Annotated in this window: 32 protein-coding genes and 1 riboswitch; of the genes, 8 read left to right on the plus strand and 24 right to left on the minus strand. The window is 47.1% G+C overall.

Annotated elements, in window-relative coordinates:
• Positions 1-16 precede the first annotated feature (16 nt).
• The 5 genes from thiH to rsmI form a co-directional block, all read right to left on the minus strand.
• Complete coding sequence (thiH, locus tag FJM67_RS07765; protein ID WP_140588227.1) at positions 17-1,174, minus strand: 2-iminoacetate synthase ThiH; 1,158 nt, start codon at positions 1,172-1,174, stop codon at positions 17-19.
• Positions 1,171-1,944 (minus strand): thiazole synthase, encoded by a 774-nt coding sequence (locus FJM67_RS07770; RefSeq protein ID WP_140588228.1) that lies wholly within the window; start codon positions 1,942-1,944, stop codon positions 1,171-1,173. The genes thiH and FJM67_RS07770 overlap by 4 nt, the downstream gene beginning before the upstream one ends.
• 3 nt (positions 1,945-1,947) lie before the next feature.
• Positions 1,948-2,889 carry a thiamine phosphate synthase gene (gene thiE / locus FJM67_RS07775; protein ID WP_140588229.1) on the minus strand — a complete coding sequence of 314 codons (942 nt, stop codon included), beginning with the start codon at positions 2,887-2,889 and terminating at the stop codon, positions 1,948-1,950.
• Positions 2,886-4,817: a phosphomethylpyrimidine synthase ThiC gene (gene thiC / locus FJM67_RS07780; RefSeq protein ID WP_140588230.1), complete on the minus strand. Its 1,932-nt coding sequence runs from the start codon at positions 4,815-4,817 to the stop codon at positions 2,886-2,888. The genes thiE and thiC overlap by 4 nt, the downstream gene beginning before the upstream one ends.
• An 88-nt stretch (positions 4,818-4,905) precedes the next feature.
• Positions 4,906-5,007, minus strand: a riboswitch (TPP riboswitch).
• Between the two features lie 39 nt (positions 5,008-5,046).
• Entirely contained in the window at positions 5,047-5,898 is an 852-nt protein-coding gene (gene rsmI, locus FJM67_RS07785) for a 16S rRNA (cytidine(1402)-2'-O)-methyltransferase (RefSeq protein WP_140588231.1), read from the minus strand.
• A gap of 34 nt (positions 5,899-5,932) precedes the next feature.
• Between rsmI and FJM67_RS07790 the strand changes: the two genes are divergently transcribed.
• From FJM67_RS07790 to FJM67_RS07800, 3 genes are read left to right on the plus strand one after another with little or no spacing between them, the layout of a single operon-like run.
• Positions 5,933-7,750: a penicillin-binding protein activator gene (locus tag FJM67_RS07790; RefSeq protein ID WP_140588232.1), complete on the plus strand. Its 1,818-nt coding sequence runs from the start codon at positions 5,933-5,935 to the stop codon at positions 7,748-7,750.
• The gene (locus FJM67_RS07795; RefSeq protein WP_181161450.1) at positions 7,713-8,087 is read left to right on the plus strand and encodes a YraN family protein; all 375 of its coding nucleotides are present in this window, start codon (positions 7,713-7,715) and stop codon (positions 8,085-8,087) included. Before FJM67_RS07790 ends, FJM67_RS07795 begins: the two co-directional genes overlap by 38 nt.
• A 12-nt stretch (positions 8,088-8,099) precedes the next feature.
• Entirely contained in the window at positions 8,100-8,693 is a 594-nt protein-coding gene (locus FJM67_RS07800) for an SIS domain-containing protein (RefSeq protein ID WP_140588234.1), read from the plus strand.
• A gap of 8 nt (positions 8,694-8,701) precedes the next feature.
• Here FJM67_RS07800 and FJM67_RS07805 read toward each other — a convergent pair whose 3' ends face one another.
• The 8 genes from FJM67_RS07805 to zapE all read right to left on the minus strand — a co-directional run bounded on the left by FJM67_RS07805 (position 8,702) and on the right by zapE (position 14,829).
• Complete coding sequence (locus tag FJM67_RS07805) at positions 8,702-9,091, minus strand: ClpXP protease specificity-enhancing factor (RefSeq protein WP_140588235.1); 390 nt, start codon at positions 9,089-9,091, stop codon at positions 8,702-8,704.
• A 66-nt stretch (positions 9,092-9,157) separates the two neighbouring features.
• Positions 9,158-9,790 carry a glutathione S-transferase N-terminal domain-containing protein gene (locus tag FJM67_RS07810; RefSeq protein WP_140588236.1) on the minus strand — a complete coding sequence of 211 codons (633 nt, stop codon included), beginning with the start codon at positions 9,788-9,790 and terminating at the stop codon, positions 9,158-9,160.
• Between the two features lie 117 nt (positions 9,791-9,907).
• Complete coding sequence (locus FJM67_RS07815) at positions 9,908-10,696, minus strand: cytochrome c1 (RefSeq protein ID WP_140588237.1); 789 nt, start codon at positions 10,694-10,696, stop codon at positions 9,908-9,910.
• A 4-nt stretch (positions 10,697-10,700) separates the two neighbouring features.
• A complete protein-coding gene (locus FJM67_RS07820) occupies positions 10,701-11,936 on the minus strand; it encodes a cytochrome b (protein WP_140588238.1) in 1,236 nt (411 codons plus the stop codon).
• Entirely contained in the window at positions 11,936-12,538 is a 603-nt protein-coding gene (gene petA / locus FJM67_RS07825; RefSeq protein ID WP_140588239.1) for a ubiquinol-cytochrome c reductase iron-sulfur subunit, read from the minus strand. Before petA ends, FJM67_RS07820 begins: the two co-directional genes overlap by 1 nt.
• A gap of 194 nt (positions 12,539-12,732) precedes the next feature.
• A complete protein-coding gene (gene rpsI, locus FJM67_RS07830; protein ID WP_140588240.1) occupies positions 12,733-13,125 on the minus strand; it encodes a 30S ribosomal protein S9 in 393 nt (130 codons plus the stop codon).
• 14 nt (positions 13,126-13,139) lie between these two features.
• Positions 13,140-13,568: a 50S ribosomal protein L13 gene (gene rplM, locus FJM67_RS07835; protein ID WP_140588241.1), complete on the minus strand. Its 429-nt coding sequence runs from the start codon at positions 13,566-13,568 to the stop codon at positions 13,140-13,142.
• Positions 13,569-13,722: 154 nt separating this feature from the next.
• Positions 13,723-14,829, minus strand: coding sequence for a cell division protein ZapE (zapE, locus tag FJM67_RS07840; RefSeq protein WP_140588242.1), 1,107 nt, complete (start codon positions 14,827-14,829; stop codon positions 13,723-13,725).
• Between the two features lie 131 nt (positions 14,830-14,960).
• On the opposite strand from zapE, the gene FJM67_RS07845 reads away from it, so the two are divergent.
• On the plus strand, positions 14,961-15,419 hold the full coding sequence (locus FJM67_RS07845; RefSeq protein WP_140588243.1) for a ZapG family protein: 459 nt from the start codon (positions 14,961-14,963) through the stop codon (positions 15,417-15,419).
• A gap of 77 nt (positions 15,420-15,496) precedes the next feature.
• On the opposite strand, the gene FJM67_RS07850 is transcribed toward FJM67_RS07845, so the two are convergent.
• The 11 genes from FJM67_RS07850 to FJM67_RS07900 form a co-directional block, all read right to left on the minus strand.
• Complete coding sequence (locus tag FJM67_RS07850) at positions 15,497-16,255, minus strand: Nif3-like dinuclear metal center hexameric protein (protein ID WP_140588244.1); 759 nt, start codon at positions 16,253-16,255, stop codon at positions 15,497-15,499.
• A 12-nt stretch (positions 16,256-16,267) separates the two neighbouring features.
• Entirely contained in the window at positions 16,268-16,798 is a 531-nt protein-coding gene (locus tag FJM67_RS07855) for a hypothetical protein (protein ID WP_140588245.1), read from the minus strand.
• Between the two features lie 4 nt (positions 16,799-16,802).
• Positions 16,803-18,107, minus strand: a complete 1,305-nt coding sequence (gene hisD / locus FJM67_RS07860) for a histidinol dehydrogenase (RefSeq protein ID WP_140588246.1) — start codon at positions 18,105-18,107, stop codon at positions 16,803-16,805.
• 1 nt (position 18,108) lies between these two features.
• Positions 18,109-18,747, minus strand: coding sequence for an ATP phosphoribosyltransferase (gene hisG, locus FJM67_RS07865; RefSeq protein WP_140588247.1), 639 nt, complete (start codon positions 18,745-18,747; stop codon positions 18,109-18,111).
• A gap of 1 nt (position 18,748) precedes the next feature.
• Positions 18,749-20,011 carry a UDP-N-acetylglucosamine 1-carboxyvinyltransferase gene (murA, locus tag FJM67_RS07870; protein WP_140588248.1) on the minus strand — a complete coding sequence of 421 codons (1,263 nt, stop codon included), beginning with the start codon at positions 20,009-20,011 and terminating at the stop codon, positions 18,749-18,751.
• Positions 20,012-20,032: 21 nt separating this feature from the next.
• The gene (locus tag FJM67_RS07875) at positions 20,033-20,269 is read right to left on the minus strand and encodes a BolA family protein (protein ID WP_140588249.1); all 237 of its coding nucleotides are present in this window, start codon (positions 20,267-20,269) and stop codon (positions 20,033-20,035) included.
• A 79-nt stretch (positions 20,270-20,348) separates the two neighbouring features.
• The gene (locus tag FJM67_RS07880; RefSeq protein WP_140588250.1) at positions 20,349-20,633 is read right to left on the minus strand and encodes an STAS domain-containing protein; all 285 of its coding nucleotides are present in this window, start codon (positions 20,631-20,633) and stop codon (positions 20,349-20,351) included.
• Positions 20,633-21,244 carry an MlaC/ttg2D family ABC transporter substrate-binding protein gene (locus FJM67_RS07885; protein ID WP_140588251.1) on the minus strand — a complete coding sequence of 204 codons (612 nt, stop codon included), beginning with the start codon at positions 21,242-21,244 and terminating at the stop codon, positions 20,633-20,635. Before FJM67_RS07885 ends, FJM67_RS07880 begins: the two co-directional genes overlap by 1 nt.
• Positions 21,245-21,247: 3 nt before the next feature.
• Positions 21,248-21,706: an outer membrane lipid asymmetry maintenance protein MlaD gene (gene mlaD / locus FJM67_RS07890; protein WP_140588252.1), complete on the minus strand. Its 459-nt coding sequence runs from the start codon at positions 21,704-21,706 to the stop codon at positions 21,248-21,250.
• Between the two features lies 1 nt (position 21,707).
• Positions 21,708-22,490, minus strand: a complete 783-nt coding sequence (mlaE, locus tag FJM67_RS07895) for a lipid asymmetry maintenance ABC transporter permease subunit MlaE (protein WP_140588253.1) — start codon at positions 22,488-22,490, stop codon at positions 21,708-21,710.
• Positions 22,487-23,296 carry an ABC transporter ATP-binding protein gene (locus FJM67_RS07900; protein ID WP_140588254.1) on the minus strand — a complete coding sequence of 270 codons (810 nt, stop codon included), beginning with the start codon at positions 23,294-23,296 and terminating at the stop codon, positions 22,487-22,489. The genes mlaE and FJM67_RS07900 overlap by 4 nt, the downstream gene beginning before the upstream one ends.
• Positions 23,297-23,457: 161 nt before the next feature.
• Here FJM67_RS07900 and FJM67_RS07905 point away from each other — a divergent pair, with 161 nt between their 5' ends.
• Genes FJM67_RS07905 through lptB form a run of 4 tightly spaced genes read left to right on the plus strand, consistent with a single transcriptional unit; the run spans position 23,458 to position 26,201 of the window.
• On the plus strand, positions 23,458-24,408 hold the full coding sequence (locus tag FJM67_RS07905) for a calcium/sodium antiporter (protein WP_140588255.1): 951 nt from the start codon (positions 23,458-23,460) through the stop codon (positions 24,406-24,408).
• 11 nt (positions 24,409-24,419) lie between these two features.
• Positions 24,420-24,980 (plus strand): LPS export ABC transporter periplasmic protein LptC, encoded by a 561-nt coding sequence (gene lptC, locus FJM67_RS07910; protein ID WP_140588256.1) that lies wholly within the window; start codon positions 24,420-24,422, stop codon positions 24,978-24,980.
• Positions 24,967-25,473, plus strand: coding sequence for a lipopolysaccharide transport periplasmic protein LptA (gene lptA / locus FJM67_RS07915; RefSeq protein ID WP_140588257.1), 507 nt, complete (start codon positions 24,967-24,969; stop codon positions 25,471-25,473). Before lptC ends, lptA begins: the two co-directional genes overlap by 14 nt.
• Positions 25,474-25,475: 2 nt before the next feature.
• Positions 25,476-26,201, plus strand: a complete 726-nt coding sequence (gene lptB / locus FJM67_RS07920) for an LPS export ABC transporter ATP-binding protein (protein ID WP_140588258.1) — start codon at positions 25,476-25,478, stop codon at positions 26,199-26,201.
• Positions 26,202-26,214 lie beyond the last annotated feature (13 nt).

Here is a 26,214-nt window from a genome sequence, read left to right on the forward strand (position 1 = left end):
GCCGGTGAGGTGTCCGTTAGCTGCGTAGCGCTGGATCCCAATCTTTCCAAACCACCTGCAATTCTTGCTCCGTTAACATTTTCGCCACTTCCGCCACACTGCGATCATCGTGGATACTGAACTGCTCTAGCGCTTTGGGCGTTTCCTCGGCATACCCCCCTGGCTGTGTCTTCGATTCGGCACTCATGGTAGTAATCCCGAATTGTCCTGCGAAACGACGAAACTCCGGCGATTCCCGCGTAGAAAGACTCAATTCCACATCCGCGTCAAATAAACGCCAAGCCGCGATTAACTGCACAAGCTCACGATCTGTGATCACCGATTTCGGCTCAATGCCACCTACACAGGGACGCAATCGTGGAAAGCCAATACTGAAACGAGAGCGCCAGTACTTTTTCTGCAAGAAACGCAAATGACTCGCCATCATTAACGTATCGGTGCGCCAGTCTTCCAGCCCAAGCAGTACCCCAAGACCAATTTTATGCATCTGCGCTTGCCCCAGCCGGTCTGGCGTTTCCAAGCGATAGACAAAATCCGTTTTGTTACCACGCAGATGATGCTTCTGATATGTAGGCTGATGATATGTCTCTTGATACACCAGCACGCCATCAAGCCCAAGCGCCTGAAGCTGCTGGTAGTCTTGCTGGGATAGGGGCTGCACTTCCATGGACACTTGACTGAAATGCTGCCGGAACAAGGGCAACACTTTTTGAAAATAAGGCATGGAAACTTTACTGGTCTCACCGGTAACCAACAAAACATGATCAAACCCTTTGCCTTTGATGGCTGCTATTTCCTGTTCTATTTGAGCTTGATTTAAGGTGAGGCGCTTCAATGGATTACTCATGGAAAAACCACAGTAAGTACACTCGTTGGCACAGGTATTACTCAGATAGAGGGGAGCAAACAAACTCATTGTATTCCCATACCGAGCACGAGTCAGGGCATTAGCTTGAGCTATCATGTCCATCAGCTTGGGCACCGCAGCCGGAGAAATCAATGCTGCGAAATCAGCAAGTGTACGTTTACTCGCAGATAAAGCACGGTCCACATCGGAGCTCGTTGCGTTTTGGTGCAAAGCAGTGATTTCTGACCAATTGAGATCACTTAACTGCTGTGCAAAATAACCTTTTGTTGGCTCGCTATTAACGGAGCTGGCTATAACGTCTGTCATACCAACCCCTGCACAAAATCTGTCAGCGGACTTGAAGGGACTGCGGTTTGGGATCGACCTCCTAACCCTGCTTCAAATGCCAAGCGCCCTCCTTGTACCGCCAACTTAAATGCTTCCGCCATAGCCCGCGGATCACGGGCGCTGGCTAGAGCCGTGTTAACTAACACAGCATCCGCACCCATTTCCATGGCTTGCGCAGCATGGGAAGGCGCGCCGATTCCAGCATCCACAATGACCGGAACGCGAGCCTGTTCAATAATAATTTCTAAAAATGCTTTACTCGCCAGCCCTTGATTTGAACCGATTGGCGCCCCTAGGGGCATCACACACTGACATCCCACCTCTTCCAGACGCTTGCATAACACGGGATCAGCATGAACATAGGGCATCACTACAAATCCTTCCTTGACCAACGTAGCTGCTGCGGCCAAAGTTTCTATAGGATCAGGCATCAAGTAGCGTGGATCTGGGTGAATTTCCAATTTAACCCAGTTCGTCTGCAGCATCTCCCGAGCTAATCGCGCCGCAAAAATCGCTTCTGCTGCTGTTCGTGCGCCGGACGTATTGGGCAGCAGCTTTACCCCCAACTGCTGCAAAGGGGGCAAGAGATCATCACTTTGCGTTTTGAGATCGATGCGCCGTAACGCCAATGTCGTTAACTCACTGCCACTAGCAGAAATAGAAGCAAGCATCGCCTGTGAGCTGGCGTATTTACCGGTACCCGTAAATAAACGGGAGTGAAATTCATGGTCAGCAATAATCAATGACATTGGCTAGCCCCCCGCGATGGATTCAAATATATCTAACGTATCGCCTTCATTTAGCTCTGTTCGATGCCACTGAGATTTAGGCACGACTTCGCTATTTATGGCGACCACGATGCGAGCAGGTTCCAGTATTACACCAGACACAAACTGAGCTAGGTTACGAGTATTAGAGCGGTAGCGCTCCCCATTGACCAACAACATTAGTTGATGGTTGTGGCGCACTTGCTGAGTCAAATCATTGAGTTGCTGTAACGCCTGAAGCGGTTGCGCTGCTTTGGTGATGGCACTTACCACAGCGATACTGTCAATTCCGGTATGCCAAACGCTTGGGGCTCGCTCTAGGGTTATTCCTCCAATAGCCACCAGTGGAAAGCTATCCTGTAGCAAAGCCACCTGACGCTGCAATGCCATCACCCCCTGAGGAGCAGAAGGCATTTGCTTTGTTGTAGTGGGAAAAATATGGCCCAGTGCGATATAGCTTGGGTTAACAGAGGCGGCAATTGCCACCTCAGCTAAATCGTGGGTGCTAACGCCCAAGCGTAGACCAGCCGAAGCAATGGCGTGCAAATCGGCATCCGCTAAATCCTCTTGCCCTAGGTGAACACCATAAGCGCCCAGCTCCAAGGCTAGCTGCCAGTGGTCGTTTATAAAAAGCTGAGCATCGTAGTCTTGCCCAAGCTCTATAGCTTGCTTGATATCCGCCTGTAACGTCGGAGAAGGCGCATCTTTTATACGTAACTGAAGGGTTTTTACGCCTTCATTGAGTAATAATTTTACCCATTCAAGACTATCCACCACAGGATAGACAGCCAACTTTTCCCTATCAATAGGCAGGAAGGACCTAGGTTGAGCTTTGATCTGACCTAGGTACGCTAACAACTCTTGAGCATCCGAGGTTTGGGATTGCTCAAGGCGCTCAATTAACTTGAGGTAACGGTTTTCCATCATCCAGCTTGCTCCGTTTTTGTCACATCGACGTAAACCTGAGCGCCCTGCTTTTTAAACTCCTCAGACATGGCTTGCATACCTGCTTGCGGATCGGCACCCTGCTCAAAGTTGGCTGCATATTCCCTTACTTCCTGAGTAATCTTCATAGAACAAAACTTGGGGCCACACATAGAGCAAAAATGTGCCACTTTTCCAGAAGCCTGAGGCAAGGTTTCATCGTGATAGGCACGGGCGCGTTCGGGGTCAAGGGATAGATTAAATTGGTCTTCCCAGCGGAATTCGAAACGAGCTTTCGAAAGCGCATTATCACGTACTTGGGCACCCGGATGACCTTTTGCTAAATCCGCCGCATGGGCCGCTATTTTGTAGGTGATCAGACCTTCCTTTACATCTTCCTTGTTCGGCAAACCTAAATGCTCTTTGGGAGTCACGTAGCACAACATGGCACAGCCATACCAGCCGATCTGGGCGGCACCGATGCCAGAGGTAATATGATCATAGGCCGGAGCAATATCTTGGGTTAATGGCCCAAGAGTGTAAAACGGGGCCTCATGACATGCCTCTAACTGTTTGGTCATGTTTTCTTCAATCAGTTGCATCGGCACATGGCCAGGGCCTTCAATCATGACTTGGACATCATATTCCCAAGCAATTTTGGTTAACTCGCCAAGCGTACGTAACTCAGATAATTGAGCTTCGTCATTAGCATCAAGTATGGAGCCCGGGCGAAGGCCGTCACCCAAGGACAAGGACACATCATAGGCCGCGCATATCTCACAAATTTCACGAAAATGGGTGTAAAGGAAGTTTTCCTGATGATGGGCTAAGCACCATTTCGCCATAATAGAGCCCCCACGGGAAACAATCCCAGTGAGTCGTTTGGCAGTCAGGGGCACGTAACGCAATAACACACCGCAATGAATAGTGAAGTAGTCTACTCCTTGCTCGGCTTGCTCAATTAAGGTGTCTTTGAATATTTCCCAATTCAGTTGCTCAGCCACCCCGTCGACTTTTTCCAGAGCCTGGTAGATAGGAACGGTGCCGATAGGTACAGGCGAATTACGCAGAATCCATTCCCGTGTCTCGTGAATATTTTTCCCGGTGGAAAGATCCATGACCGTGTCAGCGCCCCAGCGCGTGGCCCACACCAACTTTTCCACCTCTTCTTCTATGGAGGAAGTTAAAGCAGAGTTGCCGATATTCGCATTTACCTTCACCAAAAAATTGCGACCAATAATCATCGGTTCGCTCTCCGGGTGATTAATATTGGCTGGAATAATGGCGCGCCCCGAAGCCACTTCCTGACGCACAAATTCAGGGGTGATTTCTGTCGGGGTATTGGCACCAAAACTTTGCCCAGGGTGCTGGCGACGTAGTAGCTCACTTTGTATTGCTTGAAAATTTTGATTTTCACGGATCGCCACAAACTCCATTTCTGGCGTGATAATGCCGGCGCGGGCGTAATGTAACTGCGTCACACATTGTTGTGGCAGAGCCTTGCGTATGGAAGTTTGGCGCTGGAACCGCAATGGCTCGAGTGCTATATCATTGTGCCGTTGTTGCGCGAACTTAGAGCTAAGACCATCTAGCAATTGAGTATCTTGACGCTCGGCGATCCATTCCTCCCTCAGCGGATGAATCCCACGATTCACATCCAACTTAACATCAGGATCGGCATAAGGCCCCGCTGTATCGTAAACATAGATGGGCTCGTTGGTTTCGAAGGTTAGATGGTTTTCGTCTTGACCAATAGGTGTCGGTGTCTGTGATATTTTGCGCATCGGCACGCGCACATTGTGCTGGGTACCCGCAAGATAAATGCGCTCAGAGGAAGGAAAAGGGCTGGCTTGAAGGTTTTCGATAAATTGTTTAGCCGCTAAACGCGCTTGTTCACGATCAGCTTTGGTTGGTTTTACTTGTTGCGACATGAGCATTTCCCAGTTCAGTTAATTTGAGGAATGCTTGCCGGAAAGGGCCTCACCACTAGAACAGTGGCGATACCATGCAGAATGGATACCAAGAGGATTTCTTGTTCCCTACGCGGGGGTTACCCCGATCAGGTTCTGCGGATCCCGCATAAATGCGATCTCAGCCATAAAGGCACTCCGACAAGTGGATTCCAGTATACAAATAAACTAACTAAAGTAAATGGGGAGCTTATTCGGCTAACGTAAGCGCTAGTTTATATAACCGGTTTTTTTTGTCTCCGAGCAATTCTGCAGCGGTGGCAGCAGCCTGTTTGGTGGGCATGGATTTCATCAAAATACGGAGTACTCGCTCCGCTTCGGCATCGGTAACTTCGGCTTGTGGTAACGAGATCATAACCACAAATTCTCCCCGGGTTTGATTACCATCCATCTGACAATAACCAAGTACCTCTGAGGCACTACCAGACAAAAATGTTTCAAAAGTTTTTGTCAATTCACGAGCCAAAACCACCTTAGCATCATTTGGAAGTATCTCGGACAACACTTCTAGGGTATCCAATATGCGATGTGTCGATTCGTAGAAAACGATGGTCCCCATTTGTGGTGACCATTGCTCGACAACCCCCTGCTTCGCCATCGCCTTGGCCGGTAGAAAACCAATGAAGGTAAACCTATCGGTTGGCAAACCAGCCGCACATAATGCGGTAATGACGGCGCTTGGCCCGGGAATCGGTGTGACATCATAACCTAATTGGCGCAACTCACTCACAACGGCATAACCGGGATCGCAAATTAGCGGTGTGCCTGCATCAGATACTAGTGCCATATTTTTGCCGGCATCCAGACTCTTGGCGATATCACTGATTTTGTCTTTTTCATTATGATCATGAAGCGCAAACAGAGGCTTATCTATGCCAAAGTGGGTGAGTAATTTACGGGTATGGCGGGTATCTTCCGCACCAATCACATCTACCTCCGCAAGGGTCCGTAGTGCGCGGGCAGACATGTCCTCCAAATTGCCAATTGGCGTCGCCACTATGTACAGCCGCCCTCTTACTTCATTTTCAGTCTGTGGTAACATGTGCCCTCGTTAGTTTTGCAGAAGATTCGAATTCATGTGGTTGTCGCGTATCTTAACATTAAGCACACTGGTTGTGGCGTTAGTTGGCTGTGGATCAGTTGAGTTAAATATGCCGGAACCGGCGCAAGTTCAGCAATCCGAGACAAATCCGGTACCGAGTGATCCGCTGCAATACCAAGTCTGGTTAGCAGAACAGCAGGCTTCCAAGACTTCAGCTGCGCCGTACTATTACAACGCGGCGATAATCGCCAAGCAGGATCAAGAATTCACAGTCGCGCAAGATATTCTCGAACAACATGTGGTTGATATTTCCTTCGCCCGCCAATACGACGCTAATTTACTTTTAAGTGAAGTGTACCTTAAGCAAGAACAACCCTTGCGAGCTTTAGGGCGCTTAAGTTATGCCCGTGGTTTGGCGGGATTTCGGCAGCCACAGAATCAAATTCGCTATTACCAACAACGCATTCCCGTATTAGAAACACTAGGTAGCTGGACCAACGTCGCCAAAGATAGAGTTAGACTCTCTCTGTTGTTACCCATTGAAGCTCGTCAAGAGAACCAAGAACAACTATGGCAGGCCTTACAGAACCTGACAGACAATGAATTAGCCGCCCTAGAGAATTACCCACTAGAGCTTCTACCTGGCTGGGTTGCCGTAAATAAAATGCTACGACGAGCTGATCAAACGATAGATCAGCAGCTCGCCAGCTACGAAGAATGGACACGCACCAATCCGTTGCACCCTGCAGCACAAACAGCACCACTAGATTTCCAGGTAATGGCAGACCTGGAATCTTTTAAACCCAAAACCATCATTGTGATGTTGCCACTCAGCAAAGAGTTGTCAGCGGCATCGGAAGCAATACTTGATGGCATCATCGGCCGCTATTTTGCAGGTATCGGTGACAGACCAAAATTACATGTGATAGACACAGATGGATACACAACCTTTGATGAGGTAATGACTCAAGCGTTTACGTTTAACGCTGATGTTATGGTTGGCCCACTGCGCAAACAAAACGTTGCACAGCTAATGCGTTACCAGCTAGACCGGCCAGTGATTGCCTTAAACCAATTAGACAACTCCACCGCCCAAGAGAATTTATACCATTTTTCTCTCAACCCCATTGATGAAATAGACGAGTTGCTAACATTTGCAAAGCGTGAGGGAGCTCGTTCAGGCGCGGTACTCACCTTACAGTCGACCTGGGCGTTGCGCCAAGGGGATCAGTTTGTCGATGAGGCTCAGCAGTTAGGAATGCCGGTCTTAGCCCATTTAAGCTACGAAGATACCCCTCTTGGCAGACAACAGGCAGTAAAGAAGCTGTTGCTAGTTGACGAAAGTGAAGAGCGAATCAAGTCAATAAAACAATGGCTTGGTACACCCGATTTAGAGGCGAGTAGCCGAGCTCGTAACGATCTAGACTTTGTTTTCTACGCCGGCAAGCTAGATAACGCCAAGCAAATCAGACCGATGCTTGATTTTTACTTTGCGAATAAGATCACCATGGTGGCAACCAGTAGCCTACATGACGCTCCACCCAACAACATCAGTAAAGTAGAGGATATAGAGCGCATTGTTTTTACTGAGATACCGGAGCTAGTGAAAAAATCAGGTAGCCAACCCAACTATACGCTAGCAAGGCTGAGCGCTCTTGGTACAGATAGTTACCTGTTGGCAACTCGATTACATTTGTTCAAGAAAGTACAGCACGCTAAGTTATCGTCTCAAACAGGGGTTCTTAGCTTGAACGACAACCAGACTTTTTCGCGTAGGCCGAATATCGTCACCTATAGGAATGGGGTATTGCAGGATGCAACCAACGACAACTTCTACACAGAAACAAATTGATGGCACTCAGGCAGAGCAACTTGCTGGGAGCTATTTGGAACAACAAGGATTGCAGATTCTACAGCGCAATGTCCGCTGTGGGCGCTACGAAATAGACCTAATTTGCCAACGCAATCAGCGCCTCCATTTTGTTGAAGTGCGTCATCGTAGAAACGCCGAATTTGGTGGTGCAGCAGCAACCATCACACACAGCAAGCGACAAAAATGTATTAAGGCTGCCCAGTATTGGCTAAAGCAAAACCACCTGAACAGGGCTTTCTTTCAAATAGATGTGGTAGCGATCGACGGCGAGTTATCCAATCCAAGGATTCGCTGGCTAAAAAATATTACCTTATAAGAATGGCATACGATGGATTTTCAAGAAGCAATTTACCTACAATTCGCACAAAGTTTTGAAGCACAGCAATATGGATTGGAGCCGATAACCCCCCATTTGGAACATGCTGCAAAAGTACTGTTTAACTGCGTAGCGAATGGCGGAAAAGTTATTGCGGTAGGAAATGCAACCGGAGCAGTGCTTGCACAGTATTTCACAACGTTAATGATGGATAGAATGGATAGAGAGCGGCCAGGGCTGCCTGCTATCACGCTCACGGCTGATAGCAACACCTTACTCGCTATCACTCATAACGACAGCTATCATGATGTATTCTCGAAGCAAATTACCGCTCTTGGCAACCCTGGCGACACCTTGTTTGTCATTGCCAATCGTGGCAACACGTCACCTATTATTCAGGCTATTCAAGCCGCCCATGAACGCAAGATGAATCTTGTCGCCATTACATCACCAGACGCTAAGAATGTCTCATCCCTAACCTCTCGCGATGACATTGAGATAAAAGTAAATCTCAGTGGCACAGCGAGGGTGCATGAGTGCCAAACAGTGATTATCCACACCCTGATAGACCTATTAGAGCGGCAACTGTTTGGCTACGAAGACTAAAAAGCAGGCTATTTGACTACTTTTAAGGTAAAGCCTTTTTCTGGCTTGGCTGGTGTTGTCGGCTCAGGATCATCTACATCAGAGTTAAAGTCTTCCGGCGGAAACATCAAGCCATCGCCATTTTCTTTGGCATATAGGGCTAAAGCAGCGCCCATTGGCACATAAACATCCATTGGCTTACCACCAAAGCGGGCACTAAAGGATACCGCCGCTTTATCAACATGTAAGTGTCTTACTGCTCCCATGCCGATATTTAGTACAATCTGACCATCATTAACAAACTCTAACGGTACAATGGCTCCTGGATACTCTGCATCAACCAATAAATAAGGAGTCATGCCGTTGTCGACAATCCATTCATACACAGCATTTAACAGATAGCTTCGTTTTGGTGTCATAGAAAACCTCAAATCAAAGAAAAAGGGGCTATTTGCCCCTTTGAAATTTCTTCACGTCAGAACATTTCAATCCAAACGCATTTCCTGCTCAGCTTCTGAAAGTGATTCTTTAAATGAATCACGAGAAAAAACCAAATCCATATATTTGTATAAACCACGCGCTTGCTCTTTAGGAATATCGATTCCTAAAATCGGCAAACGCCACAAAATTGGCGCAAGACAACAGTCCACAATAGTGAACTCATCGCTCATAAAATATGGCTTTTCATCGAAAATCGGAGAAATGCTAGTCAAACTTTCACGCAGTTCCTTCTGAGCTTTTTCTACCGCTTCACGATCTTTACTAGAAAGAATCAAATCTACATGCCCAGCCCAGTCACGTTGGATACGGTACATGAACAAACGACTCTCTGCACGGGCAACCGGATAAACTGGCAACAACGGCGGATGTGGGAATCTCTCATCAAGATACTCCATCATCACGTTTGGCTCATACAACACCAGGTCACGGTCCACCAGAGCAGGCAACTCGTTATAAGGATTGATGTCAGCCAATTCATCTGGTTTGTTAAATGGATCAACATCAATAACATCTACGGTAACGGCTTTTTCCGCTAGAACAATACGAACACGATGACTGTAATGATCTTCTCCATCGGAGAAAAATGTCATTGAAGAGCGCTTGGCGATAACACCCATGAAAAACCCCTAATCCAAAAACAAAGAATACCCCAAACAGGAGTGTTTTATAGTATCAAAAAAGGCGGCGCCTGATAAAGACGCCGCCTTTAAGTTAGCCGACATTTACACTATTAATTAGTGTCCGTCGATATCGCGCCAGTATTCCTTGCTCAATAAGTAACCAAATATACCAAATAGAACAATGAACAATAGAACCTTCAAGCCTAATGACTCTGATTGCAGACGACTTGGCTCACCCATGTAAACTAGGAAGTTGGTAACGTCATACGCAACGCGATCAAATTCTTCCTCTGATAGTTGACCTGGAGATTTTTGAGCGATGACATCACATTTCTGCTCCATCAACACATCACCAGTCAAGGTATCGAACAAAGGCTTTCCGTGGGCATCTACCGCAGGTGCTGGAGCACAAGTCTTGTGACGCACACCCTGTAGGTGCTCTAGTACGTTTGGCATACCTACGTTAGGGAATACGGTATTGTTTACACCCCATGGACGAGTCTCATCCTCGTAGAAAGATTTCAAGTAGGTGTAGACCCAATCCTCTCCACGTAGGCGCGCTTCAAGTGTTAAATCTGGTGGTGGTGCACCAAACCAACCTTTACCGTCTTCCGCTGCCATAGCATTGGACATCAGATCACCAATTTTCTTACCTGCTGGCAATAAATTAGCTTCAAAAATATCAGCCGGGATACCAAGATCCGTAGCAGCACGCTCATAACGGGCGTAGCCCGCATCATGACAGCCAGCACAGTAGTTGCTAAAAATTTGCAAACCACGCTGCAAGGAAGCCTTGTCATGCAGATCAGCCTGCATGTCTTCCAAATGAACACCAGCACCACCCGCAGCAAAAGTAAGCATCGGAGCAACCGCTAGCGCTAGAGTTGCGAAAATCTTTTTCATGTTGTTAAACCCTCTCTGGCACTGGCTTAGTGCTTTCCCAACGAGTGTAGAAAGGCATCAGAATGAAGTAAGCAAAGTAAACAACCGACGCAATCTGAGCAACTGTTGTACGAGCTTCTGTTGCAGGCAACACACCCAAAACACCCAAAATGACGAATGCAATACAGAAAGCAATCAGAGCAATTTTGCTCATCCAGCCTTTATATTTCATAGACTTCACTGGGCTACGATCAAGCCAAGGCAATACAAACAGAATGGCAATTGCACCACCCATAGCAACCACACCCCAGAACTTGGCATCTAAACCAAATAATGGATAAGTCACAGCACGCAAAATCGCATAGAAAGGCGTGAAGTACCAGACTGGCGCAATGTGTGCAGGAGTTTTCAGCGGGTTGGCCGCTTCAAAGTTTGGCTTCTCTAGGAAGTAGCCACCCATTTCAGGGAAGAAGAAGATAACCGCACAGAAGACAAACAAGAACACCGCAACACCAACAATGTCATGGACAGTGTAGTAAGGGTGGAAAGGAATACCATCTAATGGCACGCCGTTTTTATCTTTGTGTTTCTTAATATCCACACCTTTAGGGTTGTTCGAACCCACATGGTGAAGCGCCAACAAGTGCAACACGACCAATGCCACTAGAACCAATGGCAATGCAATAACGTGCAAGGAGAAGAAACGGTTTAGCGTGATACCAGAAATCAAATAGTCACCACGAACCCATTGCGCCAAGTCTGGGCCAACTACAGGAATCGCACTGAATAGTGAGATGATTACTTGAGCGCCCCAGTAAGACATTTGTCCCCATGGTAACAGGTAACCCATGAAAGCTTCTGCCATCAACGCCAAGTAAATGGCCATACCAAACAACCAAACCAATTCGCGTGGTTTTTGGTAAGAACCGTATAACAGGCCGCGGAACATGTGCAGGTAAACCACTACGAAGAAAGCAGAGGCTCCGGTACTGTGCATATAGCGAATCAACCAGCCGTACTCGACATCACGCATGATGTATTCGACAGACGCAAAGGCACCTTCGGCAGACGGGTTAAAACTCATAGTCAACCATACACCGGTGAGGATTTGGTTAACCAACACTAAAAGAGACAACACACCAAAGATATAGAGAACGTTTAGGTTCTTTGGTGCGTAGTATTTACTCATGTGCTTTTCAAAAGCCTGAGTAACTGGGAGGCGATCATCAATCCATCCCATTAAATTCTTGAGCGCAGCCATTAAGCGTTTCCTCCAACTTCTGGATCCACACCAACCTCGATTACTGTATCAGAAAGGTAACGATGTGGAGGAATAACTAGGTTCGTTGGTGCAGGCACAGACTTGTAGACGCGGCCAGCCAAATCAAAACGGGAACCGTGACACGGACAGAAGAATCCACCAACCCATTTTGGCCCTAGATCTTCAGGAGCCACTTCAGGACGGTATGTTGGAGAACAGCCCAAGTGCGTACAAATACCGAGCATTACAGCATATTCCGCCTTGATTGCACGGAACTCGTTCTGCGCATAAGTCGGTTGTTGCTCTACTTGAGACTTAGGATCAGCAAGCTGCTCACCGATTTTACCTAAATCAGCGAGATTTTGTTCAGAACGACGCACAACCCATACAGGCTGACCACGCCATTCAACAATCATTTGTTGTCCAACTTCTAATTTGCTGACATCTGCTTTCACCGGTGCACCAGCCGCTTTGGCTTTTGCACTTGGATTCCAAGAAGCAACAAAGGGGGTCGCGATCCCAACCGCACCAACAGCACCAATAGCGCTAGTGGCTCCGATCAAGAACCGACGACGTCCTTTATTTACGCCGCTTTGACTCATTATGGTTCTCTCCCACCAATTTACTATAATTAGCCCAAACACTAATCGTGCAAGGGGTTAATTGCCCAAGGCATATTAAGAAAAACCCCCTGCTCTAGCAAGGCACCATTTTTACACAATCACCAAAACACTGATTTATGGCATAAAAAAACGCCTGACTAAGCAGGCGTTTTGTTCTAATATCGTACGTTTTATTAACGCTTAGAGAACTGTGGACGACGACGCGCTTTGCGTAGACCAACTTTCTTACGCTCAACTTGACGAGAGTCGCGAGTAACAAAGCCAGCAGTACGAAGGGTGCGACGTAGAGTCTCGTCGTATTGCATTAGAGCACGAGTAATACCGTGACGGATAGCACCGGCTTGACCAGAGATACCACCACCTTTAACAGTAACGAAAACGTCAAATTTCTCAGTTGCTTCAACCAATTCTAATGGCTGACGAACAACCATGCGAGACGTTTTACGACCAAAGTATTGATCCAAAGAACGGTTATTGATAACTAGGTTACCAGAACCTGCTTTTAGGAATACACGCGCGGTAGACGTTTTACGACGACCAGTACCGTAGTATTGAGTAGCTGACATAATGACCTTCCGTTTTAAATGTTAAGTTCTTGTGGCTGTTGTGCTGCATGTGGATGCTCAGTACCAGCATACACTTTCATTTTCTTGTGCATTGCGCGGCCTAGAGGACCTTTTGGCAACATGCCTTTCACAGCAAGTTCAAGAACACGCTCAGGAGCATGGTCGATCAACTTCTCGAAATTCATAGAACGCAAGCCACCTGGGTAACCAGTGTGACGGTAGTATTGTTTTGCAGACGCTTTGTTACCAGTTACGCGAACTTTCTCTGCATTGATAACAACGATGTAATCGCCAGTATCAACGTGTGGAGTGTATTCCGCTTTATGCTTACCGCGTAGACGGCGAGCGATTTCAGTAGCCAAGCGACCTAGAGTTTTACCTTCAGCATCAACCACGAACCAGTCGCGGCGCACTTCAGCAGGTTTAGCAGTAAAAGTTTTCATCAAAAACCCTTTATCTTTCATGCCGCAGCATGTCAATACCTATTATTATTGGTTAGTTGTTGTGTTACAAACAACAGGACAACAACTAACAATCTCATACCTTAAATAATCAAGGCGCGCGCATTATACACAGCCAGCCTTATGAATACCAGCGCTATGGACGGTGTTCCAAACTTAAATACTCTTCCGATTGCATTTCCAACAAACGACTTACAGTACGATCATATTCAAAGGATAGACGCGTCCCCACGTAGATATCTGGTATCGCCACAGCGGCGGAAATAATCACTTTAACGTGCCGGTCATAAAACTCGTCAATCAAGTTAATAAAACGACGCGCCATATCATCCCGGGAAGAGTCAAACTGGGGCACATTAGCAATGATGATAGTCGAAAATAACTTTGCTATCTCGATGTAATCCACTTGACTGCGGGGGCCATCGCACAGAGCTTTGATATCAAACCACACCAAATCCTCAGCACTACGCACTACAGGAATATTGCGCCCCTCAATTTCTATAGCGCCCCCCTCTTGCACATGCTTTGGATCAGACACCAAGCTTTTGAAACGCTCTTCCAGTGCCGCGTCTGCACTGGCATCAATTGGGAAATGGTAGAGTTTGGCTTGCTTCAAAGTCCGCAGCCGATAGTCCACACCACCATCCACATTTAACACTTTAGTGTGTTTCTTAACCAACTCTATTGCAGGCAAAAAACGCGCTCGCTGTAAGCCGTTCTTATACAAACCATCTGGCTCAATATTTGATGTCGCCACAAGCACAGTGCCATTCAAGAACAGCTGCTCCAACAATCCCGCTAGGATCATAGCGTCAGTAATATCGGTTACGAAAAACTCATCGAAGCATAAGACTCTGGCCTTGGCGGAGATTTGTTTACCAACAATCTCCAGTGGATTTTTCACATCTTCGAGCTTACGTAACTCCTGATGGACCATTTGCATAAAACGGTGGAAGTGTAAGCGCAACTTATCTTCGATAGGCAAACAGTCAAAAAACGTATCCATCAAGTACGTTTTGCCACGTCCAACCCCACCCCAAAAATACAAACCGGTTTCCACCGTAATTTCCGGCTTTTGCTTTTTAAGCGCAGAAAACAGCGAGCGTTTAGGCTTTGGTCTGCCAGGATTTTTCACAATACGATCAAATAAATCCTGCAATTCCTTCACCGCTTCTTCCTGAGCGGGATCATAGTTGAAATCTGCACGTTTCAGATCTTGCTGGTAGCGTTCTAACGGAGTCATTGGCAATTAACCGACCTCTGGTTACATGAAGGCACGAATATTAGCAAAACCTAGCGAAAACCACACCTAATCCTATATTGCCACACGAGTAAATCCGCTATAATGGCCTAAGTTGTAATTTGGAGTTAGCCATGGAATTTGAAGTTATTAATATTATTGTGTTTGTTACGGGGATTATTCTTGGTTTTGTCGCTGCATTAGCCTTCAAGAGCATGAGCCAACGTTCGTCCCAATTAAAGTCTTCAGCAACTACAGCGACGATAGATGCACTGCAGCAGGATATCGAGCGCCGTCAAGTGTTGGCAGATGACCACTTCATGCAGGTCAACACCCAGTTAACAGCCCTAGATCGCAAAATTGCCGATTTACGCAAAGTTCTATCAGAAGGCTCAAGTCAACTCAGCGGCATTAGTATTTCAGCTACCCCTGCTATTAAAATGGCGACAAATGAAGAAGAAACCACAGAGCTAGATCTAGCTTACGTACCTCGCGACTACGCCAATAAAGAACAAAACGAGGCTGGCACATTAAGCGAGGGATTTGGCTTGCGCCGCGATCAAGACGAGCCTTCCACACCTAAAGCATCGTAAACATGTACACCGACAAAAAAGGGCTAGTGTTTATCTAGCCCTTTTTTATTACTCAATTTTCTACATAGAAGTTACTCTTACGCAGGGTTCGGCACGTCGACGAATAAAGCATCAATTCCCTCTAGACGATTAAGATACTCAGCTAATGCCCTAGGACCAAAGCACTCGGTAGCATGATGCCCAGCAGCGCAAAAACTGATACTTTCTTCTCTTGCCACGTGGATCGTTTGCTCTGATACTTCTCCAGTAATGAAAAGATCAGCGCCGATAGCGATAGCTTTGTGTATGTAGCCTTGAGCACCACCAGTACAAAGAGCAACGCGCTGAACTGTCGGAATCACCACCTCTGCAAGCACCTGACGATCCACAACAGTGGCAACTTTTTCGATAAAATCCATGGTAGCAACAGAGCCCGGTAAACTTCCCACTACACCGATAGATTCATCCAACTCCTTGCCAGACTCCAACGGAGCCAATCCCTCTAAACCAAGCGCTAACGCAAGCTGCACATTGTTACCCAGTTGTGGATGTGCATCCATGGGCAAATGATAACCGTATAAATTGATATCATTACGAATTAGCTTGGCTATACGGCGATACTTCATGCCGGTAATTACTTCACTTTCACCCTTCCAGAAGTAGCCGTGATGAACAATGATAGCGTCCGCTTTTTCAGCAATAGCGCGATCAATCAGCGCTTCACTCGCCGTTACACCAGTGACGATTTTGACAATATCTTGCTTGCCTTCCACCTGAAGACCATTAGGAGCATAGTCGCGAAACTTCTGCGGCTCATACAGCCCTGACAACAAGGACGTTAACTCTTGACGCTGCATAGCTTTGCTCCATTAATCAAGTTTAGATAATACAGATAACCCCTTAACAAGATTATCACCAGCAATACTATCCGCTACTAGAGCCAAATAAGGCCCGAGAAAACCCACTGACAACTCGCCGCGGATCTCCCACACTAGCTCCAAAGTGTCTCCTTTCGAATCTAGAAACAGCTTATTATCAATTGGAGAGGAATTCGCTACAGGCTGTACAATGAAGTGAAAGCCATCACTCGTACGGTCTACTATTTGGATAGTTTGACGAATCACGTCTGCACCATCCAAAACTTCAAACCTATCTTGTAAAGCAGTTGCCCGCACCGAACTACCTTCTGGCAAAGGCATCCATCGATGCCATAGTCTCGCATCTTGCCAAGCCAGCCCTATCGATTGCATTTGATCCGAGCTGATCAATTGGGAACGACGGATAACGTAATCAGAGGGTAGAAAAAAGCCAGCAACGACTAAGAGTGTGACGACTAAAGCCGCCACACGCATGCCGCTTCTCACTAGCAAATAAGTTGGATTGCGTAGAGTTTCTGCCATTACACTAAGATTTGATACGGTATTCGGCTGACATTGCGTGAGCCTCTAGAGACTCTCCTCGAGCTAAGGGTGAAGCAATCTTTGCCAACTCGGATGCGCCGTCCGCAGAACAGTAAATAATAGAACTACGTTTCTGGAAATCATAAACACCAAGTGGTGATGAGAACCTAGCAGTACCAGAGGTCGGCAACACGTGGTTTGGCCCAGCACAGTAGTCACCCAACGCTTCCGGCGTGTGACGCCCCATGAATATAGCACCGGCATGGCGAATCTGGGGCAGATATTGCTCCGGCTCATCTACGGATAACTCTAAGTGCTCAGCTGCTACTAAATTCGCCACCTCCATGGCCTGAGCCATATCAGCGACCTTAATAAAGGCGGCGCGCCCCTCTAACGAGGTTTTAATAATGTCTTTACGACTTTGGGGTTCGATAAGACGCTCCATCGCCGCCTTCACCTGATCAAGGTAAACCTCGTCAGGACAAATCAATATTGACTGTGCATCTTCATCGTGCTCGGCTTGGGAGAAGAGATCCATAGCGATCCAATCCGGATCCGTTTTACCATCGCAAACAACCAAAATTTCGGACGGCCCAGCGATCATGTCGATACCAACAATACCAAACACTTTCTTCTTGGCTGTTGCAACAAAGATATTGCCTGGCCCAACGATCTTGTCAACTTTGGGTACTGTCTCGGTACCGTACGCTAATGCAGCTACCGCTTGGGCGCCACCTACAGTCACAACACGGTCTACGCCCGACACATGTGCAGCCGCTAACACCAACTCATTAACAAAACCGTCAGGGGTAGGTACAACCATAACGATCTCTTTTACGCCTGCTACCTTAGCTGGCAGTACATTCATCAACACAGAGGATGGATACGCCGCTTTACCACCCGGAACATAAACACCAACACGATCCAGTGGTGTAATTTGCTGACCGAGCACGGTGCCATCTTCTTCTGTATACTGCCAAGAAGTTTGCGCCTGACGCTGGTGATAGCGAGTAATACGCTCTTTCGCCTGTTCTAGTGCTTCTAACAATTGGGTGGGAATAGATTTGGCTGCCTGCTCAAGACGGTCATGCTCAATTACCAATTCAACACCAGCGACAACCTGGCGGCGGTCGAAGCGATTGGTGTATTCGATTAGAGCTGCGTCTTTATGCAAGCGTACTTGCTCAACAATCTCATCTACAGCAGATTGAACGCGCTGATCCGATACGCTTTCCCATGCCAAGAGCGCATCCAATTGCTCGGCAAAACCTTCGGTAGCCGCATCGAGACGTCTAATTTCCAGTTTCATATTACCCCCTTGCCTGAACCGCGGCATTTAACATATCGACGATTGGCTGAATTTGACCATATTTAGTTTTGTATGCAGCTTTGTTAACCACGAGACGAGTACTGATGTCTGCAATATGGTCACGAGGCTCAAGACCGTTCGCCTTGAGGGTGTTACCCGTATCAACGATATCTACGATCAAATCAGCCAATCCCATGATCGGCGCAAGCTCCATCGCCCCGTACAGCTTGATGATGTCGGCTTGAATGCCTTGCTCAGCAAAATAACGCTTTGCCGTATGCACAAATTTGGACGCCACTTTTAAGCGGCGATTTGGTAGGGGCTGCCCAACCACACCCGCCGTCATCAATCGACATTTTGAAATCTGCAGATCCAACAACTCGTACAAATTTTTAGTAGTGGCCTCCATTAACACGTCTTTACCAGAAACGCCAAGGTCAGCTACACCATGTTCGACGTAGGTTGGAACATCCGTGGCACGCAAGATCACTAGCTTAATATGATCGTGATTGGTATCAAAAATGAGTTTACGACTCTTGCTGATATCTTCCGCCGGTACAATGTTTGCGTCACGCAATAGCGGCAGCGTCTCTTCCAAAATTCGCCCCTTTGACAGGGCGATGGTTAATGTTTCAGCCATACTAATTAATTACCCTCGAAATCTTTGCACCCAGTGACCCTAGTTTTTCTTCGATACACTCGTACCCACGGTCGATGTGATAAATACGGTCGATTTTGGTATCTCCTTGGGCGACTAGAGCAGATAAAACTAGTGATGCTGATGCACGCAAGTCTGTTGCCATCACCGGCGCCCCTTTAAGAGAAGCCGCACCTTTAATAATGGCTGTATTACCAGTGACCTCAATGTCCGCACCCATACGCACCATTTCATTCACATGCATAAAACGGTTTTCGAAGATATTCTCAACGACTCGACCAACACCATCGGCCACTGCATTTAAAGCCATAAACTGAGCTTGCATATCAGTAGGGAAAGCAGGATATGGCGCCGTACTAATATTGACTGACTTGGGACGACGCCCTTTCATATCAAGCTCGATCCAGTTGTCACCAGTGGTAATAGTGGCACCGGCCTCTTCGAGTTTTGCAAGAACGGCTTCTAAGGCGCCAACGTCCGTATCTATTACTCGAACCTTACCACCAGTAATGGCACCAGCAACGAGAAAGGTACCCGTTTCTATACGATCAGGCATTACTGAATAAGTCGTGCCGCCAAGTTTAGCCACACCTTCAATAGTAATGGTGTCTGTGCCATGCCCAGTAATCTTCGCCCCCATTGCAATCAAGCATTCTGCAAGATCAACAACCTCAGGCTCTTTAGCAGCATTTTCAATAACAGTCTTGCCTTCAGCAAGCACAGCCGCCATGAGTAAGTTTTCTGTCCCTGTAACAGTCACTTTATCAAAAAAGATACGTGCGCCCTGAAGGCGACCGTCAACCGTGGCGATAATATTGCCGTTTTCGACGACGATATTAGCACCCATCGCTTCTAAACCGCGTAAATGCAGATCCACGGGGCGGCTACCAATGGCGCAGCCACCAGGCAAAGATACAATTGCCTTACCGAAATGGCTCACTAATGGTCCAAGCACTAGAATTGACGCCCGCATGGTTTTTACCAATTCGTAAGGTGCCTCACAATTGACCAATGTGGATACGTCTAATTCCACCCCCATCTTGTCATCAACTACAACACCACAACCCATAGAGCCCAATAACTCAAGCATGGTCGTTATATCATGCAAGTGCGGTAGGTTTTTGATGGTGATTTTTTCTTGGGTCAATAACGCAGCAGCGAGTATTGGAAGAGCGGCATTTTTAGCGCCCGATGCACGCACTACACCCTCAAGCGTATTGCCACCGGTAATCAGTAATTTATCCATAACAAAGTCTCGTGCAGGCGGTTACAGCTTAGCGAATTGATCTGGGGTATAGGTTTTCATGGTAACCGCGTGGATGGCACCGGAAGCAATGGCTTCCTGCAGATGGGAGTAAACGAGCTGTTGACGTTTTACGGTATTCAGAGCTTCAAATACAGGAGAAACGACTACCACTTGGAAGTTGCAACCTTCACCCTCAGCAAAAACTTGGCTCTGATCTATTTTTTGCTCTAACAATGCTTTTACTTCTGTCGCGTTCACTTCAGCTCCAAAACTATCATATCTTTAAAAAAGCCGATTTTACCTGACTTTCTTAACCTTGTGTCATCCGATTAATAAGTTAGTCAGAAATTTTCAGCACCGGATGTAAGCCATATAAGGCCACCATACGCTGGATAGAATCCGTGACACCAACCAAACTTACCGGGTGACCGGAAATTCTAGCCACCTCCAGCAGCAGCGACAAAATTGGGCTATTAACAACCGCCAAGCCAGACACGTCTAACGAACAAGGACTGTTCGGCGATACCTTCACCCTCACATCCTGCTTCACTGCCCGAAAACTTTCGGCAGTGAAACTTCCCGTCAACCGACAACAACTAGCATCACATGCAAAAGTTAGCATTATTGCCCCTGAGCCAATGAGGCTTCCCAGGCAGTGATCGCTTCATCGAGATCATTACGACTCTTTTGCACCATTAGACCAAATTGCTTACGAAAGGTAAGACCGAAGTTAATATTATTGATCACCACATTACTCAACCACCAACGCCCTTCAATCTGCTCCATCAGAAACGCCACGTTCACTGCAGCGCCCGCATCGGTATAAAACTCAGTGTCAACCCACACGGTATCATTCCGATTAGGACGAACTTCCGGTAGAACATTGATTTTACTCGGATCAAAATCCAACATAGAAGCACCGTAGGTTTTTAACAGGGTTTGCTCTGTGACCACCGCAAAACGCTCCCGCTGCTCATCCGTTGCTCGAAGGTAATATTTACCCATAACTTTTTTGGACAAATCCGCAAAATCAATTACCGGGGAAATCACCTCTCTCACCGCTTTGCGTAGAGCCACTTCATCCTGTTTCAATACTGCCTTCTTTTCGACAATTTCCGTTTTGAATGCATCAACGACAGCTACTACCGTATCGCGGGCGACAGAGTCATCAGCATTGGCATGCCAAACAAACCCCATTACACCGACCCAAGCCAACAAGAATCTCAGTAACATGACCTACTCCTCACTGGAATTAAACAAGAACTGCCCAATCAGATTTTCCAAAACTAGAGCCGATTGGGTATCAAAAATTTCATCGCCATCTTTCAGCACATCTGATTCGGCACCAATGGAAATACCTATGTATTTTTCACCCAAAAGACCGCTGGTCAAAATGGCTGCCGAGCTATCCACCGGAATGTTATTCACATCCGCATCTAGGCTCATGGTTACCTTACCCATAAAGTATTCCTTATCGAAGGTAATCGACTTCACTTCACCGATAGTCACCCCCGCTATGGTGACTTTAGCACGCTCAGTTAAACCACCGATATCGTCAAACCGAGCAATCAAAGTATAGCCCTGATCTTTTTTACTGAAAGCAAGTCCGCTAACTTGAATCGCCAAGTAAGCAAAGGCAGATAATCCGAGAATTACGAATATCCCTACTAGCAACTCCGTGTGCTTATTTCTCATATTAAAAATCTCCAAACATAGCTGCAGTTAAAATAAAGTCCAGTGCCAGTACCGCAAGAGAACCTTGTACAACCGTACGTGTTGTAGCTCGTCCGATACCTTCAGAGGTCGGAACGCACTCAAACCCCTGATAGACCGCGATCCAAGTAACAGCGATGGCGAAACAGATGGCTTTGACGATCCCGTTGAATACATCACGATCGAAATAAACCGACTGCTGCATCAGCGACCAAAATGAACCATCATGCACACCAAGCCAGTTTACCGCCACTAGCATGCCACCGAGGATCCCTGTCGCATTAAAGATAATACTCAGCATCGGCATACACATCATGCCTGCAAGTAAACGGGGAGCAATTACCCGACGCAGAGGATCAACTCCCATCATCTCGTAACTTGAAAGTTGCTCCGTGGTTTTCATCAGGCCAATTTCCGCAGTAAGGGCAGACCCTGCCCGACCCGCGAATAGTAACGCCGTCACCACTGGACCCAACTCACGCAGTAAAGTAAGCGCCAGCAATTGCCCTACCGCTTGCTCTGAACCATAACGAGATAAAATTGAATAGCCCTGAAGCGCTAATACCATGCCGATAAAGGTACCAGACACTATGATAATGATAAGAGACTGTACACCAACCGTATAAATCTGGCGGATCAATAGAGTGCAAGCTTCGTCCCAGCGTGTTGGCCAGCGGAACAAGGTTTGAAACAGGAAAACACTAGCTCGGCCAACCGACTCAATCCAGTCAAACAAGGTACCACCGGTATGTCGAAATGGCCTCATGACTTACCTCCTAGTAATTGGGAGCGGTAATCTGGGGCCGGAAAATGGAACGGCACCGCACCATCTACATGACCATTCAGAAACTGCACCACCTCTGGATGAGTTGAAGCGCGGATATCATCTGGCCCACCTTCAATCAAGACTTTACCACCCGCCAAAATACAAACATGATCAGCGATAGAGAGGGACTCTTCAACATCGTGTGAAACCAACACCGAAGTGATACCGGCCGATTGATTTAATTGCTTGATCAACGCCACCAAAACGCCCTTAGAAATTGGGTCTTGTCCGGCGAACGGCTCATCATACATGACTAGACTGGGGTCAAGGGCTGTAGCCCGGGCGAGTGCCACACGTCGCGCCATACCTCCGGATAACTCAGCAGGCATTAACTCCGCTGCGCCGCGAAGTCCAACACTCTCTAACTTCATTAGCACGATATCACGGATAGTTTCTTCATCGAATGCAGTATGCTCTTCCAGAGGGAACGCAACATTTTCGTAGACGCTCATATCACTAAAGAGCGCGCCACTCTGGAATAACATACCCATATTGGTACGCAGTTTGTAAAGCTCGGCACGGGATGCGCGATGAATATCGACCCCATCAACGATGACAGAGCCTGAATCGGGATATAGTTGAGCACCAATGATACGCAACAGAGTCGTCTTGCCAGTACCACTAGGCCCCATAATTGCGGTAACTTTCCCTCTTGGAATGGTCAAAGAGACGCCATCATAGATAGCCCTCTCTCCACGCCTAAAGACGAGATCCTTAATTGCTACAAACGCTTCTTCTTGAAGCACGGGTAACTCCTGCCTTTATAAAAATGATTTGGGATACTAGCACCCTACCCGAACAAATAAAACGCACTTAACGGATACGAACTTGAATTTTGTAGTCAAACCATCTTAAATGTGCGCCGTTCCTCGGCCCATGCCACTCATTCCTTTAGGTAATAGATACTATGTTATTGTTTTCCATCGCCTTAGTTTTAGGCCTTGTATTATTGGTTTGGAGCTCAGACCTCTTTATTGAAAACGCAGCTATCGTTGCAGAAAAGCTAAATGTCAGCCCGATCATTATTGGGGTCACCTTAGTAGCATTAGGCACCTCTGCACCAGAAATGGTTGTTTCCGCCGTCGCTGCAATTGATCAAGCCGCCGATATCGCCATTGGCAACGTTGTTGGCTCCAATATTGCTAACATCGCACTAGTATTTGGCGCGACACTGCTATTTGGCGCTATCCCGGTAAACGGTGGCTTAATCCGTAAAGAAATTCCGATTTTAATTAGTATCACCTTGCTCACCGGATACTGTTTCTTCGACGGCACCCTAGACTGGATCGACGGCACTATTTTGGTAACTGCGTTTGCAATTGCTTTAGTGCTACTTCTACGAGGCGCAAAAGACTTTGAGGCAGAATTGACTGAAGAGTTACCTCCCCAGGACAACGCGCCACTTTGGCAGACACTCGCGAAATCTTTACTGGGATTAATAGTACTTATTGGCAGTTCGAAATTATTGGTATGGGGAGCAACCGGTATTGCCTCGGCGCTAGGTGTCAGTGAATTAGTCATTGGTCTAACCATTGTCGCGATAGGCACTAGCCTGCCGGAATTAGCAGCATCTATTACCAGCGTACGTAAAGGTCACCACGATATCGCGATTGGCAATGTCATTGGCTCAAACATTTTTAACCTAGCGACTGTATTACCTATGCCTGCCTTCATCGCTCCCGGGGTACTACAAGCAAGTGTTGTGTCCCGTGACTACGGTTGGATGTTAGGTCTGACGGTCTTTATAGCACTAGTGTGTGTATTATTCGTTCGCTCCAATAAGCAACAGATTCCGCGCATTATCGCCCTTCCCTTGTTGGGGAGCTATGCTATCTATCTCTTTATTCTCGCCAGCTAAGGACAGCGTTTATGTTTAAAATCCAGAAAATCCCTCTTCTCCTGGGTGGCGGCGTACTGACTGTTGGCATCTTTTGGTTTGGCCTAACTCCGCCAGCTGATTTGCTCAGCAACCAGGCATTGGAAAGCACGCCAGATTACTTTCTGGAAGGCGTAACGGCGAATGAATTTGATGCGAATGGTATTAAACAGCGCACCATCGTATCGGAAAAATTGCTGCATTATGCTGATCGTGATATCACCCTATTAACCACTCCCGATATACAACAGTGGAGCCAAGACCGCTCGGTGTGGCACGCGAGTGCTGAAAATGGTGAAATAAAAGATGGGAGCAAGGATATACTATTAAAGGGAGCAGCAACGGTAGTACGACAACGGCAAGACGGTGGTACAATGACCCTCACAGCGGATGCGATTCATTATCTGGAGAACCAACAGATCTTAGTCAGCGAAGGTAATGCGTCCGTCATCTCAGCCGAGGGCTCCACCAAAGCAGATAAAATACAGTACGACCAAGCTAGCGAGCAGGCCCAATTAGAAGGAAACGTCACGGGGTATTATGAAAAACTCTAGTTTAATCATCACTCTAGCAACACTTTGTTTTTGTGGCTCAAGTTTCGCTCTTCCTAGCGATACCAGCCAACCGATTCAGATAGAGGCCGACAAGGCGTTTATGGATCAAAAAGCCGGAACCGCAATTTATGAAGGCTCAGTTTTGGTGCGTCAAGGTACCATAGAAATCGAAGCAGACTACTTGAAGATATTTAGTGACCCCACCTCTGGGGAGCTAAAGCGACTCGAAGCCAAAGGCACCCCCAGCAAGTTTCGGCAACAACTCGACGAAACCGGCGCCATGATCATCTCCGAGGGAGATGCTTTAGAGTACGATACGGTAGCATCTAAACTTGAGCTAAACGGTGACAGCTATTTAAAACGAGACCTAGATGAAATCGACGCCGAATACATTCTATACATGCTGAATGACGAAACCTTTCGCGCCGAGAACAGGGGGCAAGGACGTGTGAACATGACCTTGCAGCCTGCCAAGAATGAAGAGACGCCTTGATTATGGCGGTTTTAGAAGCAAAACACCTAGCTAAAAGCTACAAGAAACGTCAAGTCGTAAAGGACGTTTCTATCCGCGTCGAATCCGGACAAGCTGTGGGTTTACTTGGCCCTAATGGCGCCGGAAAAACCACTTGTTTCTACATGATTGTAGGCATGATCACCAATGATGCCGGCGGTATCTTTATTGATGATTTAGATGTTACTAAAGACGCCATGCATACACGGGCGCAGAAAGGCATTGGCTATTTGCCACAAGAAGCCTCCATCTTCCGTAAAATGTCGGTGGAAGACAACATTCTTGCTATTTTAGAAACTCGAAAGGAACTAAATAAAGCTCAACGCCATGAACGACTAGAGCAGTTACTAGAAGAGTTTCACGTTACTCACATCCGCACCAACTTAGGCATGGCCCTATCTGGCGGTGAGAGACGACGTGTTGAAATCGCTCGCGCTTTGGCTATGAACCCGAAATTTGTCTTGTTAGATGAACCTTTCGCGGGTGTCGATCCCATTTCTGTTGGGGATATCAAACAGATTATCCGTCATTTGCAACGAAGCGGTATTGGAGTACTGATCACCGACCACAACGTCAGAGAGACCTTGGACATTTGCGATAAAGCCTTTATTGTCGGGAACGGACATATTATTGCCTCCGGTAGTGCTGAAGAAGTGATATCGAATGAACAGGTTAAAAAAATCTATCTGGGCGATGACTTCCGTCTGTAACCACTTAAGTTCC

The sequence above is a fragment of the Maribrevibacterium harenarium genome, assembly GCF_006385675.1.
Taxonomy (GTDB): Bacteria; Pseudomonadota; Gammaproteobacteria; order Pseudomonadales; family Marinomonadaceae; genus Marinomonas; species Marinomonas harenarium.

What these genes read in the sequence shown, in the direction of transcription:
- thiH (WP_140588227.1), bottom strand. Translation starts at nt 1,174, where the DNA reads ATGACAGACGTTATAGCCAGCTCCGTTAATAGCGAGCCAACAAAAGGT.
- FJM67_RS07770 (WP_140588228.1), bottom strand. Translation starts at nt 1,944, where the DNA reads ATGTCATTGATTATTGCTGACCATGAATTTCACTCCCGTTTATTTACG.
- thiE (WP_140588229.1), bottom strand. Translation starts at nt 2,889, where the DNA reads ATGATGGAAAACCGTTACCTCAAGTTAATTGAGCGCCTTGAGCAATCC.
- thiC (WP_140588230.1), bottom strand. Translation starts at nt 4,817, where the DNA reads ATGTCGCAACAAGTAAAACCAACCAAAGCTGATCGTGAACAAGCGCGT.
- rsmI (WP_140588231.1), bottom strand. Translation starts at nt 5,898, where the DNA reads ATGTTACCACAGACTGAAAATGAAGTAAGAGGGCGGCTGTACATAGTG.
- FJM67_RS07790 (WP_140588232.1), top strand. Translation starts at nt 5,933, where the DNA reads ATGTGGTTGTCGCGTATCTTAACATTAAGCACACTGGTTGTGGCGTTA.
- FJM67_RS07795 (WP_181161450.1), top strand. Translation starts at nt 7,713, where the DNA reads ATGCAACCAACGACAACTTCTACACAGAAACAAATTGATGGCACTCAG.
- FJM67_RS07800 (WP_140588234.1), top strand. Translation starts at nt 8,100, where the DNA reads ATGGATTTTCAAGAAGCAATTTACCTACAATTCGCACAAAGTTTTGAA.
- FJM67_RS07805 (WP_140588235.1), bottom strand. Translation starts at nt 9,091, where the DNA reads ATGACACCAAAACGAAGCTATCTGTTAAATGCTGTGTATGAATGGATT.
- FJM67_RS07810 (WP_140588236.1), bottom strand. Translation starts at nt 9,790, where the DNA reads ATGGGTGTTATCGCCAAGCGCTCTTCAATGACATTTTTCTCCGATGGA.
- FJM67_RS07815 (WP_140588237.1), bottom strand. Translation starts at nt 10,696, where the DNA reads ATGAAAAAGATTTTCGCAACTCTAGCGCTAGCGGTTGCTCCGATGCTT.
- FJM67_RS07820 (WP_140588238.1), bottom strand. Translation starts at nt 11,936, where the DNA reads ATGGCTGCGCTCAAGAATTTAATGGGATGGATTGATGATCGCCTCCCA.
- petA (WP_140588239.1), bottom strand. Translation starts at nt 12,538, where the DNA reads ATGAGTCAAAGCGGCGTAAATAAAGGACGTCGTCGGTTCTTGATCGGA.
- rpsI (WP_140588240.1), bottom strand. Translation starts at nt 13,125, where the DNA reads ATGTCAGCTACTCAATACTACGGTACTGGTCGTCGTAAAACGTCTACC.
- rplM (WP_140588241.1), bottom strand. Translation starts at nt 13,568, where the DNA reads ATGAAAACTTTTACTGCTAAACCTGCTGAAGTGCGCCGCGACTGGTTC.
- zapE (WP_140588242.1), bottom strand. Translation starts at nt 14,829, where the DNA reads ATGACTCCGTTAGAACGCTACCAGCAAGATCTGAAACGTGCAGATTTC.
- FJM67_RS07845 (WP_140588243.1), top strand. Translation starts at nt 14,961, where the DNA reads ATGGAATTTGAAGTTATTAATATTATTGTGTTTGTTACGGGGATTATT.
- FJM67_RS07850 (WP_140588244.1), bottom strand. Translation starts at nt 16,255, where the DNA reads ATGCAGCGTCAAGAGTTAACGTCCTTGTTGTCAGGGCTGTATGAGCCG.
- FJM67_RS07855 (WP_140588245.1), bottom strand. Translation starts at nt 16,798, where the DNA reads ATGGCAGAAACTCTACGCAATCCAACTTATTTGCTAGTGAGAAGCGGC.
- hisD (WP_140588246.1), bottom strand. Translation starts at nt 18,107, where the DNA reads ATGAAACTGGAAATTAGACGTCTCGATGCGGCTACCGAAGGTTTTGCC.
- hisG (WP_140588247.1), bottom strand. Translation starts at nt 18,747, where the DNA reads ATGGCTGAAACATTAACCATCGCCCTGTCAAAGGGGCGAATTTTGGAA.
- murA (WP_140588248.1), bottom strand. Translation starts at nt 20,011, where the DNA reads ATGGATAAATTACTGATTACCGGTGGCAATACGCTTGAGGGTGTAGTG.
- FJM67_RS07880 (WP_140588250.1), bottom strand. Translation starts at nt 20,633, where the DNA reads ATGCTAACTTTTGCATGTGATGCTAGTTGTTGTCGGTTGACGGGAAGT.
- FJM67_RS07885 (WP_140588251.1), bottom strand. Translation starts at nt 21,244, where the DNA reads ATGTTACTGAGATTCTTGTTGGCTTGGGTCGGTGTAATGGGGTTTGTT.
- mlaD (WP_140588252.1), bottom strand. Translation starts at nt 21,706, where the DNA reads ATGAGAAATAAGCACACGGAGTTGCTAGTAGGGATATTCGTAATTCTC.
- mlaE (WP_140588253.1), bottom strand. Translation starts at nt 22,490, where the DNA reads ATGAGGCCATTTCGACATACCGGTGGTACCTTGTTTGACTGGATTGAG.
- FJM67_RS07905 (WP_140588255.1), top strand. Translation starts at nt 23,458, where the DNA reads ATGTTATTGTTTTCCATCGCCTTAGTTTTAGGCCTTGTATTATTGGTT.
- lptC (WP_140588256.1), top strand. Translation starts at nt 24,420, where the DNA reads ATGTTTAAAATCCAGAAAATCCCTCTTCTCCTGGGTGGCGGCGTACTG.
- lptA (WP_140588257.1), top strand. Translation starts at nt 24,967, where the DNA reads ATGAAAAACTCTAGTTTAATCATCACTCTAGCAACACTTTGTTTTTGT.
- lptB (WP_140588258.1), top strand. Translation starts at nt 25,476, where the DNA reads ATGGCGGTTTTAGAAGCAAAACACCTAGCTAAAAGCTACAAGAAACGT.